Source organism: Terrabacter sp. Ter38 (assembly GCF_024519435.1).
In the GTDB taxonomy this organism is placed as follows: domain Bacteria; phylum Actinomycetota; class Actinomycetes; order Actinomycetales; family Dermatophilaceae; genus Terrabacter.
This window is the reverse complement of record NZ_JALJRZ010000007.1, coordinates 218,326-231,269: the sequence shown is the minus strand read 5'-3', so window position 1 is coordinate 231,269 and position 12,944 is coordinate 218,326. Positions and strand designations below refer to the sequence as shown.

The following is a 12,944-nucleotide window of genomic DNA, read 5'->3' as shown; positions in this document are numbered from 1 at the left end:
GAAACGAACTGACTTCGTGCTGGCGGCGACGACGCCTTGGTGGGCCAACAGGTGGCCGGCCTGCACGATTCGCTGCCGTCCTTGGCCCGATCGCGCCGCGACGGTCCCACTTCATGTGACCCCCCACCCCTAATCTCGCGGCCCGCAGATCGCCCGGCGAGAAACGGCCGCAACTGCCGCGAGGCGATTCGTCGACGACGTGTACAGAGGAGCGAACTCGGCCACGCCTCGGCGCGTCAACGTGCCATCCCCGGCCTCGTAGGTCTCCCGGACGAAACCTAGCCAAGACCCCGGTCGGGCGCAGCCTCCCGAGACGTCCGGATCTGCCGCTCGTCGGACCTTCGTCGGGGCACGCCGCGCCCTGCGCATCAGACGTTGATCTTGAAGCCGAGGTCGTGGTCACTCGCCGCGATGCCGCCCGACCCCCAGTTCTCGGGCGCGCTCTCACGCAGGAGGATCGACACGTGTTCTCGAGGGATGTCGTGCTCGGCGAGTCGGTCCACGATTTGTCGGTAGAGCTCGCGCTTGGCCGAGATCGAACGGCCGGAGAAGCAATCGACCGTGACGCGCACGTACGTGTTGGCTACGCCGTCGTGGAGCCCATTGACCATGGCATGCGGCTCGAACTCGGTCAGCCGGATGAAGCGGTCCTCCTCGGGGATCTTGAACGCCGCGACGAGGGCGCCGTGGACGGCGTTCATCAAGTCGACCTGTTCGTCAGGCTCACAGCCGCGGTGGTTCTCTTCGGCGCGACCGTCGGCTTGTGAGCACTCGTTGTGGCCATGACGTCGACAGCCCTCCCTGCCTGATTTCACAATGGACTCCAACGTCCGCAAGTGCCGCTCCGTGTGCGTTCGTTGAAGGCGTTGCTTCTTCTGGTCCAGTGGCACGATGTGGCTCGTGCCCACCGACATTCGTGAACTCACTGTCCTCATCGACTCGACGTGTCGTATCCGAGGGGAGTTCACGCTTCGCAGTGGACGCATCACGAACGAGTATTTCGACAAGTACCGTTTCGAGGGAGACCCTCGCCTGCTGCGGCGGGTGGCCGAGCACATGGTGCCCCTGTTGCCGTCGGATACGCAGGTGTTAGGAGGGCTCGAGCTCGGAGGTGTCCCGATCGCAACAATGGTCAGCGCCCTAACTGGGCTGCCCGCCATCTTCGTGCGTAAGGAGGCCAAGACGTACGGCACCTGCCGACTGGCCGAGGGCGGCGATTTCGCCGACCGTACGGTCACGCTCGTTGAGGACATCATCACCACGGGCGGTGCCGCGCGGAACGCAGCGGTAGCGCTCCGCGAGCTGGGCGCGACCGTGCATAGCGTGGTGTGCGCCATCGACCGGTCCGAGCCGGGCGCCAACACGTTGCACGAGCTGGGCCTGGGAACCGTGTCGGTCATGACCAAGGCGGATCTGGACGAAGTCCAGCGCTGAGCAGCACAGCCGGATGAACGCCACCCCCAGCATCGGCAGCGCCCTTGGGCAGACGACGAGGGACACAGCGGCGACTGCACGAGCCCGAGGTCAGACTCCTCCGCAGCGCCGCGGTCTCGAATCCGGCGAAGAACGCGAGGTGGCGCCTCGCGGTGACCAGTCCGGTCCTCGGGGCTCCGCGGAAGGTGCCGCATGGCGGCTGGAGGACGAGCTGGCACGGGTCGGCATGGAAGCCACGACCCTCGCTCGTGCGCTGGAAACCTGTCGCGACATCGGGGTCGCCATCGGGATTGTCATGGCCATGACAAAGTGACGCGCGAGACCGCGTTCGAGATGCTCCGCCTCGTCAGTTCTCACCAGAACCGCAAACTACATGCGGTCGCCTGCGACGTCGTCGCTACCGGGGAGCTGCCCGTGCGCTAGCCGGCATGAGGGTGCGATGCCCGGCTCCGAGTCCTCCCGACGAACCCCCGCACGGGTCCAGTCGTATGCCCCAGCCGCCCCGGCGTCGTTCCCGGCGGAGGGCCGGGCATGTCGCGTTCGATGATGTCGGTCTCGCCGCAGAGCGTGCAGGTGCGTGTGCGTCGGACGTTCGGTCCGAGCCGCTGTCGAGATCACCCGTGCCGGGTGAGCCTCTCGAGCGGCCATTCAGGTCCGTTCGGTCGCGAGCGTGTCCGGCGTGGGGCCTTCCGCGTCGGCTCTCTGGGCGGCTGTGTTGTCTTGGGACCAGTCAAGTCCCAAGCCGAGGCCCAGGCTCTCGTTGTCGCCGAGTCCGAGCCGCAGGGCGACCGCGGTGGCATGGGGCGGCCGGTGTAGTGGGTCCTTGATGAGGCAGTCTTCGATCACGTGGGCGAGGTCCTCAGGCACGTCCGCGGGCAGTGGCGGCGGGGGCTCCTGGACGTGGCTGAGCGCGGTGGCGATGGGCGTGCCCCGGTCGAAGGGGCGTTTGCCCGAGAGCATCTCGTGGGCGACGACGCCGAGGGCGTAGAGGTCACTGACTCCTGTCGCGGCGTGTCCGAGTGCTTGCTCGGGGCTCATGTAGTTGGGCGTGCCGAGCAGCTCGCCGTGCCGTGTGTGGCCCGACGCGTCGAGGGCCCGTGCGATGCCGAAGTCGGTCAGCTTCACGAGGCCGTCCTCGCGCACCATGATGTTGGCGGGCTTGACGTCGCGGTGGACCACGCGGGCCTGGTGGGCGACAGCCAGCGCGAGGGCTGCCTGACCCATGATGGAGCGGACTTCTTCATGGGGCAATTGGCCTCGTTCGCGCAGGATCGCGGACAGTGGCTGCCCGTCGACCAGCTCCATCACCAGGTAGGCCAGTCCGTCGTCCTCGCCGTAGTCGAAGAGGGCCGCGATGTTGGTGTGCATCAGCCGGGCGGAGTGCACGGCTTCGTCCTGGAACCGCAGGGCGAACTGTTTCTCGTGGTCGCTGTCGGGGCGCATCACCTTGACCGCGACGTCACGATGGAGCACCTGGTCGTGTCCAGCCCAGACATCCGCCATCCCCCCGGAGGCCAGGTGACCGGTGAGGGCGTACCTGCCGCCCAGGACAAAGCCCGCGTGGAGCCGGTTCATGGCGTGTCCACCGCCCCTGTCGCACCTGCCAGGTGCGGCGCGGTCGACGCTTCTTTGGAGCCTCGGCGTTCGCTCACCACGGTGAACCGGGCGGTCGGCGGGACATGGGGGGCGGCCGGCGTGCTGCGGTTCATCTGGTTGGTCCTGTCGGTGGTGGCCACGAACGATGGCCTTTCACCGTTGGTGCTGGCGGAATCCTATCAGGGTTGTATGTGTCCTCTAACTGCCTGCTTTGGGGATTCGCTCTGGCGCTTGTGCTAGCGTCCGTTGGATGGCGCGCCCGTATGGAGACCCGGTAGAGATCGTGACTGCACCCATCCCTGCGCAGTCCCCGTTCATCCCTGCTGATTCGAAGATCGTCGTCGGGGCGGTCGCACCGGCGTCGCCGGATCCGATCCCGCTCGTGCTGCTGCCGGGGTTCGAGTACCGGCTCCGCGAGTGGAGGCACCCGGACACCCACGAGGTCCACTGGCTGTTCGAGCGGAGAAAGGCCACCCAGCAGGGCGAAGCCGACGACTAGCCGCCTTTTGTGGGCCGTGACGATGCCGTTCGACTCGAGCAGAGTGAGGGAGCCAGCCGGGGTGGGGTATCGCTCGCTCATGCCGCGCTGAGCACGGCACGTCCGGTCGGCTGGCCCCTTCAGGTGTTCAGCGCGGCGGCCACCGTTGACAGCACCAGGTCGAGGCGTCCCAACCAGATGATGGTGTCGGCGCCGGCCGCGGTGACGAGGTGGCGGTCGAAGGACAGACCGGCCAGCCGGCTCTGCCCAGCCTGCCACGCCGCGGTGAACTTGACGGCGTCAACGGCCCAGGGCAGCCGTGGGGGCACGTCGGCGACGAGAACCCAGAGCGGCGCGTCGAGGCTGCTGATGCGGTCGTAGGCGGCCCACGATGTCGGGTCGAGGCTCTCGCGGTTGGTCAGGGGGACGTCGAAGCGGCGCACAGCCCGGAGGAGCCCGGTCAGCTCGGGGTCCCCCGGGTCCGGCGGCGGCAACAGGGAGGGCAGGACCGCCTGCCAGCCGGGCGGGATGGTGTCGAGCATCACCAGGGCCCGCGCGTCGCGCTGGTGGTGCGCGGCCCAGGTGACAGCGATCGGGCCGCCGAGGTCCGACGCGACGACCACGACCGGACGGGGTAGCCGAAGGGCCGAGATGACCCCGTCGAGATCGTCCGCGAGGTCTTCGAACGTCTGGCTCGGAGGCGGTGCGTCGCTGCGCCCGGTCCCGAGGCGGTCGTACATGCAGGTGCGGGCGGTGGCGCCGAGACGGGTGGGCACGTCCGCCCACTCGTCCATTGTGGCGTCGTAACCGTTGACGAGCAGCACTGATCGTCCTCGCCCGGTGCATTGCGCCTTGAAGTGGCGACCGTCGACGACGAGGTCCTGCTCGGCCTCCAGCGTCGCCGGGCTCGAGTGGAGTGCCGGCGTGGCCGGTGCCCCGGGCGAGGACGCCGGGTCCGTTGTCGTGCACCCGAGCAACACGACCAGCATGCTCAGCGCCGCCGCCGCGACGGCTCGAGGACGGGACCACCGCATCGCGCGGATGGCTCTTCCTCTTTCGAGCAGCGTCCGTTCCATGCCTGCCGGAACACCACCGGCTCGCCTGGCAAACGCGCCGGGCAGCGCTGAACCGCTCACCTCGGGGCAGACGCCGGACGCGACGTCTCGCCCGGACCGAACCTGCTTCGCGCGGGCCCTGCGACCGGTGTAGTCGGTGGAGGTGTTCATGGTGGCCTCCTTCAATGTCTCTGCGGCGTCGGCTGTTCCCTCAACGATGGCCGTGACACGGCCCGGTGTCTGTGCGCGCGACGACACTCCCTCTCCGGATGCGCTGCGGCGAACACCGACGGCAGACGGGCCCCGAACAGCCGACCATCCGCGTGAGCCTCTTGCTGCACATCCGCGTTGAGGACGACTACCCTCACCCAACAACGACAGCGGCCTGAGGGAGCAGAGTCATGATGGTGGAGTTGACCGCGGCACGCGAACGGCAAGCCATCCTTGAACACACCCAGCGTCTGGCGGAGTCGGCCGTTGCGTCCGGACCCGCCGCGGGGGTGCCCACCGCCCAGGGGTGGACAACCACCGACCTGGTCGCGCACGTGGGCCAGACCCAGCACTGGGTCGCGGAGATCATCGAGCGGCGCATCACGGACCCGACGCAGTTGCCAACGGAATTCGCCGAGGTGCCCACGGACTCCGAGCAATGGCAGGCGTGGCTGTCGGCGTCCGCGCGGCGCGTCGCGAGCGCGTGCTCTGAGGACGCGCTGGACGCGCCGGTGTTCAACCCCGCAGGTGACGAACGGTCCGGGGCCCGGTTCTGGCTGGTCAGCGTCCTGAACGAGGCGGTGGTTCACGGCGTTGACGCGGCCACGACGGCGGGACGACCCATCGACATCGAGGCCGACATCGCGAGCGTGCTCATCAGCAACCACTTCGCGATGCTCACCTCCCCTACGTGGGAGCGGCAGCGACCGGAGTCCGCTCACGCCATCCGTGGCACCGGGCAGACCTTGCAGTGGGTGGCCACCGACATCGATGACGACGCCGGCGCGTGGTTCATCGAACGGCGGCCGGACGGGGCCAAGTGGCAGCTGAGAACCGAGAGGGCCGATGTCACAGTGAGTGGCACGGCACGTTCGCTGCTCCTGGTCCTGACCCGACGACTGTCCCTCGTGGACCGCGCGGCTCACGTGAGAGTTGCGGGTGACACCGGCCTCGCACAGCACTGGCTCGACAACACTGCCCACGTGAGCGGCTGACGCTAGCGAGGCCAGAACGGCAGGGCCTCGGGCGAACATCCACACATGCCGCGGACCCGGTGTTCCCTGCCCAAGCGAGGCGAATGGTGTGGCGGGGCGTGACAGTTCTCCGGATGTGCTCGTTTGCAGGTTGGGCAGACCGTGGAAGTCGAAGGCCAGCCAGTCAGGCCCTCAACACACGGTCACGTGGAACTCGGGTGACCGGGCGATCCCGGGCGCGATCCGCGGCAGTGGGCAAGGCGGCGTGCCAGTTGGTCCGTACGGCCTCCACTGGCCGGGCGTCAGAGATCGCGTTCGGCCAGAGCACTGCCACCAACGTCGTGGATCACCACACCACACGCTTGAGCGACGCCGCTGTAAACTCTTCTCGGGCGTGACCGGCACGGAGCGAGCAGGGCTCGCGTAAGGGCTTCGCGACCATGGGTGAGAGGCCGGCCGCGACTGGGAGGCCACATGACAGACACAAGCCACAAGCCGGTGACCGGTGCGTCAGAGGCCACCTTTGAGGTGTCGGGTTCCCCCGCAGGCATGACAGAACCCCGTTTCGGGTCACCGGTTGAGGTCCCACCGGAGGCTTCGGAGCAGACAGCGACGCTTCAGGCGTTGTTGGCGGGGGTGAGGGCCGCGGATCCACGCTTCCGGCACGTCAGTGTCGTGCATCCGCGAACCTGGGCCGACGCGCCGGCCGTGGCCACGACGCCGGTGGCGCGAGCGATGGCTGAGGCGCAGCTGGCGACGAACGACGGCGCCATCGCGGAAGCCATTCGAACTGGACTCCCTGTGATCGTGACCGGCGCCGACCGCGCCACGCGCTTCCCGAACGTCCACCACGTGTCCCGTCGCCTCGGCGTTGACCTGCAACTGGCAGTGCCTCTCAGGCACCGGACACGGGTCGTGGGGGCTCTCAGCGTGTACACGGTCGGTGAGGGCGACCTCGACCTGTCGATGCTCGAGCTGGCGGAGGCCGTCGCAACGCAGGCGGCCGCCTTGCTCGAACTCGCGCGAGAGATGGCCGACCTCCGGGCCGCCATGGTCACCCGGCAGCGGATCGGCCAGGCGTGCGGCATTCTCATGAGCCGCTTTGTGCTCACGGACGAACAGGCCTTCCTGGCCCTCACCCGGGCATCACAGAACCGCAACCTCAAACTCCGCGAGCTCGCGCGAGAGGTCATCGCGACCGGCACGCTGTCTGAGCTCGAAGAGTCGTGACCTCCTGACCCCTGGGCACTTCGGTGCTCGCGCACCGGCCTCGAACCTGGGCCGGCAGCCCTCACGGGGAGCAGGCTAGGTCGCTCCTACCCTACGGATTGGGGACGGCCGGCGTCTGGACGGGGACGGCCGACGCCCCTCGACCACTTCAGCCTGGGCGAGGGCTCGAAGGCGGTCGCGCGAGCCCTGGGCTGCGAGGTGACGTAACCGCAGGTCAGAGCCGGGCCGGTACCCGGGGCCGCCACGAGGCCGGGTACCGTCGATCCGTGCTTCGACTCTGGCTGACGCGGCGGTGGCTGCTGTGGACCCTCGCCGCGGTCCTCTTCGGGGTCGCCTGCTTCTACCTCGGCCAGTGGCAGTGGCACCGCCATGTCGAGCAGCGGACCAAGGTCGAGGCCATCGCCCACAACTACGGCGCCGCGCCGGTCGCCTTCGCTCCCGCCATGGTCGCGGCGCCGATCCCCGCGGAGCGGCAGTGGACCCGGGTCATGCTGACGGGTACGTATGCCACCGGCGCAGACCTGCTCGTCCGCAACCGGACGCTCGACGCGACGGTGGGTTTCGAGGTGCTGACGCCGATGCGGACGGGCGATCTGACGCTCCTCGTCGACCGGGGCTGGGTGCCCAACGCGAACGACGCCGAGACCAGCCCGCCCGTCGACCCGCCGCCATCCGGCCCGGTGCAGATCACCGGATGGCTACGCACCGGGGAGGTGAGTCTCGGCCGCGACCTGCCTCGGCCGCAGATGGCGAGCATCAACATCGCCGACGCGCGGACGCAGGTGCCGTCGCTGAGCCCGGTGGACGCGTACGTCGTCCTCGGCGCACAGGTGCCGACCGCGGCCGCGGGCGATCACCCGCTGCGTCTGCTGCCCCGCCCCGAGGAGGACCTGGGGCCCCACCAGGCGTATGCCTACCAGTGGTGGCTCTTCATGTCCGGCGGGCTCGTCTTCATCTTCTTCGCCATCCGGCGGGAGGCGGCCACCCGGCGTGCCGTGACGGCCGGACCCGACGCGGTCCCCGTCAAGCCGAAGAAGGTGCGCATCTGGGACGAGGAGGATGCCTGAGGACGAGCCCTCCGCCGCGCGGAGCCTCCCGGATGAGAAGGTCGACGTCAGATCCCGCCGTCACCCTTCAGAGGAGCCCCGCATGGACATGCGCCTGGAACTCGTCCCCCTCCCGACCACCGACGTCGACGCCAGTCTGGCGTTCTACGCCCAGGGCATGGGCTTCGTCCTCGACCACGACGTCGAACCTGGGAACGGCATGCGGGTCGTGCAGCTGACGCCCCCGGGGTCGAGCTGCTCGATCGTCATCGGCGTCGGGATGAGCGCGCCCGACGCGCCCCGCGTGCAGAACCTGCACCTCGTCGTCGATGACATCGACGAGGCGCGGGAGATGCTGACCGGCAACGGGGTCGACGTCTCAGAGGTCCAGGACATGGGTGGCGTCAAGTACGCACACCTCAGCGACCCGGACGGCAACACGTGGGCGCTCCAGCAACTCTCGCGATGAGCGGGCCCGCGGCACGACGATGACGACCGGCGACTCCGCGCCCGACCATCTCCGGCTGCTCGCCCGACCGACCGTCGCCGAGCGGCGGGCCCAGCTGCCCGGCGACGCCCTCGTGTCCGCCGACGTGGTCATGGACCGGGCCTTCACCGTGTCGGGCGCGCCCGAGCGGGTCTGGCCGTGGCTCGTCCAGCTCGGCAGGCGACGCGCCGGCTGGTACCTCCCGCGGACCGTCGAACGCGCCGTCCCGCGGTCACGCCGGGCCCTGCGTCACCTCGACCCGGCCCTGCAGGGGCTCGCGGTCGGGGACGTCATCCCCGACTGGGGCGGTGCTGACGCGACCTTCACGGTCGTCGAGCTCGAACCGGCCGCGCACCTGCTCTTCGCCTCCACCCGAGGCCGCACCGACCTGACGTGGTGCCTCCGGCTGCAGCGGGCCGACGGCCACCGGACGCGGGTCCACCTGCGTCTCCGACTCGGACCGGTGCGTCACCGCGGGCTGGCCCGAAGCCTCGGAGGTCTCGTGGACCTCGTCACCGTGGCCGGCCTCGCCGTCGGGCTCGAGGAACGGCTGGAACACGACCGCGCCTGAGCCGACGGCCGTGCTCAGACGTGGTCGAGCGCGTCGCGCTCCAGCCCCGTGAGCTCACGGTCGGCTCGCCCGGGCCGCTCGACGGTCTGGTCGTCGAACTGCGTCGCGTGGAGGTCGGCATACAGGCCACCCGCCGCGAGCAGCTCGGAGTGACGGCCGGTCTCGATGACACGGCCGTGGTCCAGCACGACGATGAGGTCCGCCTGGCGGATCGTCGACAGGCGGTGCGCGATGACGATCGAGGTGCGCCCCTCGAGGGCCGCGTCGAGCGCGCGCTGCACCGCGACCTCCGACTCGGAGTCGAGATGCGCCGTCGCCTCGTCGAGCACGACGACGTCGGGAGCCTTGAGAAGCAGCCGCGCGATCGCGAGCCGTTGCTTCTCGCCGCCGCTGAGCCGGTGGCCGCGGTCGCCGACGACGGTGTCGAGGCCTTCGGGGAGCTCGGCGACGAGGTCGCTGATCTGCGCGGCCCGCAGGGCGGCGTGGATCTCGTCGTCGGTGGCGTCGGGCCGCGCGTAGAGCAGGTTGGCCCGGATCGTGTCGTGGAAGAGGTGGGCCTCCTGGGTCACGACGCCCACGCGGTCGCGCAGCGAGGTCATCGTGACGTCGCGCAGGTCGACGCCACCGATGCGCACCGCGCCCTCGCTCGGGTCGTAGAGCCGTGACACGAGCGAGGTCAGCGTCGTCTTGCCGGCACCCGAGGGTCCGACGAGCGCGACGAGGTGACCGGAGGGAGCCGCGACGGTGACGTCGTGGAGCACGACGCCGCTGCCGCGCCTGTCACCGGACGCCACGGACTCGAGCGAGGCGAGCGATACCTCGTCGGCGGACGGGTAGCGGAACGCGACGTGGTCGAGCTCGACCCCGAGGGGTCCGCTGGGCAGGTCGACGGCACCGGGCCGCTCCTTGACGAGCGGCTCGAGGTCGAGCACCTCGAAGACGCGCTCGAAGGAGATGAGCGCCGTCATGATGTCGACCCGCACGTTGGACAGGGAGGTAAGCGGGCCGTAGAGGCGGGCGAGCAGCGCGGCCAGGGCCAGCAGCGTGCCGACGGAGAGCGTGCCGTTGACGGCCATGACGCCACCGAAGCCGTAGATCATCGCGGTCGCCAGCGCCGCGACGAGGGTGAGGGCGGCCATGAAGATCGTGCGGTTGAGCGCGATCTGGATGCCGATGTCTCGCACCCGGCCGGCGCGCTCGGCGTACTCGGCCCCCTCACGGGCGGGATTGCCGAAGAGCTTGACGAGCAGAGCACCGGCGACGTTGAAGCGCTCGGTCATCCGCGTGCCCATGTCGGCGTTGAGCGTCATCTGGCGGTGCGCAAGGCTCGCGAGCCGCTGGCCCATGAGCTTGGCCGGGATGAGGAAGAGCGGCACGAGCAGCAGCGAGCCCAACGTCAGCTGCCACGACAGGGCGAGCATCGCCGCGATGACGAGCACCACCGACACGATGTTGGAGACGACGTTGGACAGCACGGACGTGAACGCCTGCTGCGCGCCGACGACGTCGTTGTTGAGCCGGGAGACCAGGGAGCCTGTCTGAGCGCGGGTGAAGAAGGCGATCGGCTGGCGCAGCACGTGTGCGAAGACCTGGGTGCGGAGGTCGTTGATCAGACCCTCACCGATGCGCGAGGAGTACCACCGCGAGATGACCGTCAGCACGGCGTCCGCGATGGCGATCACCGCGACGATAAGCGAGAGCCGGACGACGACGGACGAGTCCTTGGGGATGACTCCGTCGTCGACGAGGCTCTTGATCAGGAGCGGCACCGTGACGACGAGCACCGAGTCGACGACGACGACCGCGAGGAAGGCGATGATCGCCCGACGGTACGGCGCGGCATACGTCAGAACGCGGCGGCGGGTGCCCGGCGACAGGCTCCGCTCGGCCACCGACGAGTCGCGCGACATCGATCGCATCGCCATCCACGGCTGCATGCCCACGGCACAGACCTCCTTCAGTCCCTTGATCCAACCCCGAGGGACCGACAGCGATTCCCTCGGGCCCCGGATCGACCGGAGACGCGGCGCGGCTCAGGCGCCGAATCCGCCGAGCATCCCCTGGAGCAGCCCGGTCTGGGCCTCCCGCTCCCGGGCGAGCTGCGCGTCGCGGTCTCCGTCCATCGCGCCCCGCAACAGCGGCTTGAGCGCCCGGAGTGCGGGTGCCGGCGCGGCGAGCAGCGCCTCGACGAGGGAACCGGTCACCTCCTCGAGGTCCGCCGCCGGCGCGAGGGTGCCGACGAGTCCGATGCTGTGCGCCTCGGGCGCCGAGATCTTGCGCCCCGTCGCACAGATCTCGAGGGCCCGGGCGTAGCCGACGAGGTGGACGAGCGGGCCGGTGCCCCCGAGGTCTGGCACGAGACCGAGGCTCGTCTCGCGCATGGCGAACCACGCGTCGAGCGCCGCGACACGCAGATCGGCTGCGAGCGCGAGCTGGAAACCGGCGCCGATCGCGTAGCCGTGCACCTGGGCCACGACGACGGCCGGGCACTCCGACCACGAGGTGAAGCCCTGCTGGTAGGCCGCGATCCCGCGCTGGACGGCCTCCGGACCTCCCGCGGCGAGCTGGGCGACGCTCTCCTCCCCGGGCACGCCCTCCGGGGTGAACATGGCGGTGTCGATGCCGGCGGAGAAGGCGTCACCGGCCCCGCGGAGGACGACGACGCGTACGTCCTCGGGGACCGACCGCGCCTCGTCGGCGAGAGCCGCCCACAGCGACGGGGTCTGCGCGTTGCGCTTCTCCGGGTGGTCGAGCGTGAGGGTGCGGACAGGTCCGTCGGTCTCGACGACGAGGTGCGGATGCGTCATGGACGCAGGCTACCCGCGGGTCATGGCGATGCCATCGGCCTCAGGCCGCGACCGCCGGAACGACCGCCCGGCCGGCCGGTGCAGGCCGCACGACGCGCAGGACACCCCATCCGGTCACCGACGCAGGTTGGACCAGCTCGACCCGGAGGACGCGCGCACAGTCCAGGCACGACCACGCGGAGGTGGGGTCCGGGAACGGCGTCAGGTCCTCGCCCGAGCAGTACGGGCAGGTGAGGTGGTGGTCGGTGGGCATGGCACTCAGTGTCCTGATCGACCCACCCAGATACAATAACCATCCATTATGTGAGCCAAACTATTTGCTTATGTGTACCCGGAGCGGGCTCACTGCCCCAGGGCGCCCACGGCTCGCGCCACGACGAGCAACGCTGTGAGGAGGGCGGCCGTCGCCTCGAGACCCATGAGGGCCTTGGCCCGGGCCGACAGCGGCATCGTGTCGGTGGGGCTGAAGGCGCTCGAGTTCGTGAGCGACACGTAGAGGTAGTCGATGAACTCCGGCCGCCAGTTGCTGCGCTCGCTCGACGTCGCGGCGACCTCGGTGATCGTGTCCTGGTTCTCGTCCTGTGAGAAGCGCCAGTCGGCGGGCGGCATGCGGTCGCGCGCGACGGTGTGTCGCGCGACCGGGCCGCCGCGGTCGAGCTCCCAGAAGAGCAGCCCGAAGCCGATGACGTTGGTGAGCCACACCTGCATGCCGGCGAGGAGCAGCGGCATGCCGCCGGGCTTCGACTCCGTGAGGGTCTGGACGAGCATCGCGAGCGCGACGAGGTTCGTGGCGATGACCACGCATGCGAGGACCATCGACATGCCGCGCGACCACCGAGTCTGGCGGACGAGGCGGCGCGGGTTCGTCACGATGAGCGCCCCCAGCAGCGCGAGCTCGACGACCGGGATGGCCAGGCGGGGGCCGACGAGCAGGTTCTCCGGCAGCACGGCATACGCGAGCGCCGCCACGACGACGGCGAGCGCGGGCCACAGGCGGTTCTCCCCCGCGCTCGAGCGCGTCTCACGGCGCCGTCGTCGCCTCGAGCTCGATGTCAT

General features: G+C 69.8%; 15 protein-coding genes. 7 read left to right on the top strand and 8 right to left on the bottom strand.

Annotated elements, in window-relative coordinates:
- Window positions 1-368 precede the first annotated feature (368 nt).
- Window positions 369-701, bottom strand: coding sequence for a tautomerase family protein (locus tag NR112_RS15840; RefSeq protein WP_256795264.1), 333 nt, complete (start codon window positions 699-701; stop codon window positions 369-371).
- 199 nt (window positions 702-900) lie between these two features.
- Here NR112_RS15840 and pyrE point away from each other — a divergent pair, with 199 nt between their 5' ends.
- A complete protein-coding gene (pyrE, locus tag NR112_RS15835) occupies window positions 901-1,434 on the top strand; it encodes an orotate phosphoribosyltransferase (protein ID WP_256795263.1) in 534 nt (177 codons plus the stop codon).
- A gap of 648 nt (window positions 1,435-2,082) precedes the next feature.
- Here the strand turns inward: pyrE and NR112_RS15830 are convergent.
- Window positions 2,083-3,009, bottom strand: a complete 927-nt coding sequence (locus tag NR112_RS15830) for a serine/threonine-protein kinase (protein WP_256795262.1) — start codon at window positions 3,007-3,009, stop codon at window positions 2,083-2,085.
- On the bottom strand, window positions 3,006-3,170 hold the full coding sequence (locus NR112_RS15825) for a hypothetical protein (protein ID WP_256795261.1): 165 nt from the start codon (window positions 3,168-3,170) through the stop codon (window positions 3,006-3,008). Before NR112_RS15825 ends, NR112_RS15830 begins: the two co-directional genes overlap by 4 nt.
- A gap of 110 nt (window positions 3,171-3,280) precedes the next feature.
- On the opposite strand from NR112_RS15825, the gene NR112_RS15820 reads away from it, so the two are divergent.
- Entirely contained in the window at window positions 3,281-3,529 is a 249-nt protein-coding gene (locus NR112_RS15820) for a hypothetical protein (RefSeq protein ID WP_256795260.1), read from the top strand.
- 119 nt (window positions 3,530-3,648) lie between these two features.
- Here the strand turns inward: NR112_RS15820 and NR112_RS15815 are convergent, their stop codons facing one another.
- Complete coding sequence (locus NR112_RS15815) at window positions 3,649-4,734, bottom strand: alpha/beta fold hydrolase (protein ID WP_256795259.1); 1,086 nt, start codon at window positions 4,732-4,734, stop codon at window positions 3,649-3,651.
- A gap of 230 nt (window positions 4,735-4,964) precedes the next feature.
- Here NR112_RS15815 and NR112_RS15810 point away from each other — a divergent pair, with 230 nt between their 5' ends.
- From NR112_RS15810 to NR112_RS15790, 5 genes are all read left to right on the top strand, one after another.
- Window positions 4,965-5,768: a maleylpyruvate isomerase family mycothiol-dependent enzyme gene (locus NR112_RS15810; RefSeq protein WP_256795258.1), complete on the top strand. Its 804-nt coding sequence runs from the start codon at window positions 4,965-4,967 to the stop codon at window positions 5,766-5,768.
- Window positions 5,769-6,455: 687 nt separating this feature from the next.
- Window positions 6,456-6,977, top strand: a complete 522-nt coding sequence (locus tag NR112_RS15805; RefSeq protein WP_256795257.1) for a GAF and ANTAR domain-containing protein — start codon at window positions 6,456-6,458, stop codon at window positions 6,975-6,977.
- A gap of 266 nt (window positions 6,978-7,243) precedes the next feature.
- The gene (locus NR112_RS15800) at window positions 7,244-8,044 is read left to right on the top strand and encodes an SURF1 family protein (protein ID WP_256795256.1); all 801 of its coding nucleotides are present in this window, start codon (window positions 7,244-7,246) and stop codon (window positions 8,042-8,044) included.
- Between the two features lie 82 nt (window positions 8,045-8,126).
- Window positions 8,127-8,492 carry a VOC family protein gene (locus tag NR112_RS15795; RefSeq protein WP_256795255.1) on the top strand — a complete coding sequence of 122 codons (366 nt, stop codon included), beginning with the start codon at window positions 8,127-8,129 and terminating at the stop codon, window positions 8,490-8,492.
- A 19-nt stretch (window positions 8,493-8,511) separates the two neighbouring features.
- On the top strand, window positions 8,512-9,081 hold the full coding sequence (locus NR112_RS15790; protein WP_256795254.1) for a hypothetical protein: 570 nt from the start codon (window positions 8,512-8,514) through the stop codon (window positions 9,079-9,081).
- Window positions 9,082-9,095: 14 nt separating this feature from the next.
- Here NR112_RS15790 and NR112_RS15785 read toward each other — a convergent pair whose 3' ends face one another.
- From NR112_RS15785 to NR112_RS15770, 4 genes are all read right to left on the bottom strand, one after another.
- Entirely contained in the window at window positions 9,096-11,018 is a 1,923-nt protein-coding gene (locus NR112_RS15785) for an ABC transporter ATP-binding protein (protein WP_256795297.1), read from the bottom strand.
- A 96-nt stretch (window positions 11,019-11,114) separates the two neighbouring features.
- Window positions 11,115-11,888, bottom strand: coding sequence for an enoyl-CoA hydratase/isomerase family protein (locus NR112_RS15780; protein WP_256795253.1), 774 nt, complete (start codon window positions 11,886-11,888; stop codon window positions 11,115-11,117).
- A gap of 40 nt (window positions 11,889-11,928) precedes the next feature.
- Window positions 11,929-12,141 carry a hypothetical protein gene (locus NR112_RS15775; RefSeq protein ID WP_256795252.1) on the bottom strand — a complete coding sequence of 71 codons (213 nt, stop codon included), beginning with the start codon at window positions 12,139-12,141 and terminating at the stop codon, window positions 11,929-11,931.
- A gap of 89 nt (window positions 12,142-12,230) precedes the next feature.
- Window positions 12,231-12,944: a hypothetical protein gene (locus NR112_RS15770; protein ID WP_256795251.1), complete on the bottom strand. Its 714-nt coding sequence runs from the start codon at window positions 12,942-12,944 to the stop codon at window positions 12,231-12,233.

Excerpts from the sequence above, each read along its gene's own strand:
- NR112_RS15840 (WP_256795264.1), bottom strand. The coding sequence starts at position 701 with ATGAACGCCGTCCACGGCGCCCTCGTCGCGGCGTTCAAGATCCCCGAG.
- NR112_RS15830 (WP_256795262.1), bottom strand. The coding sequence starts at position 3,009 with ATGAACCGGCTCCACGCGGGCTTTGTCCTGGGCGGCAGGTACGCCCTC.
- NR112_RS15820 (WP_256795260.1), top strand. The coding sequence starts at position 3,281 with ATGGCGCGCCCGTATGGAGACCCGGTAGAGATCGTGACTGCACCCATC.
- NR112_RS15815 (WP_256795259.1), bottom strand. The coding sequence starts at position 4,734 with ATGAACACCTCCACCGACTACACCGGTCGCAGGGCCCGCGCGAAGCAG.
- NR112_RS15810 (WP_256795258.1), top strand. The coding sequence starts at position 4,965 with ATGATGGTGGAGTTGACCGCGGCACGCGAACGGCAAGCCATCCTTGAA.
- NR112_RS15795 (WP_256795255.1), top strand. The coding sequence starts at position 8,127 with ATGGACATGCGCCTGGAACTCGTCCCCCTCCCGACCACCGACGTCGAC.
- NR112_RS15790 (WP_256795254.1), top strand. The coding sequence starts at position 8,512 with ATGACGACCGGCGACTCCGCGCCCGACCATCTCCGGCTGCTCGCCCGA.
- NR112_RS15785 (WP_256795297.1), bottom strand. The coding sequence starts at position 11,018 with ATGCAGCCGTGGATGGCGATGCGATCGATGTCGCGCGACTCGTCGGTG.
- NR112_RS15780 (WP_256795253.1), bottom strand. The coding sequence starts at position 11,888 with ATGACGCATCCGCACCTCGTCGTCGAGACCGACGGACCTGTCCGCACC.
- NR112_RS15775 (WP_256795252.1), bottom strand. The coding sequence starts at position 12,141 with ATGCCCACCGACCACCACCTCACCTGCCCGTACTGCTCGGGCGAGGAC.
- NR112_RS15770 (WP_256795251.1), bottom strand. The coding sequence starts at position 12,944 with ATGACATCGAGCTCGAGGCGACGACGGCGCCGTGAGACGCGCTCGAGC.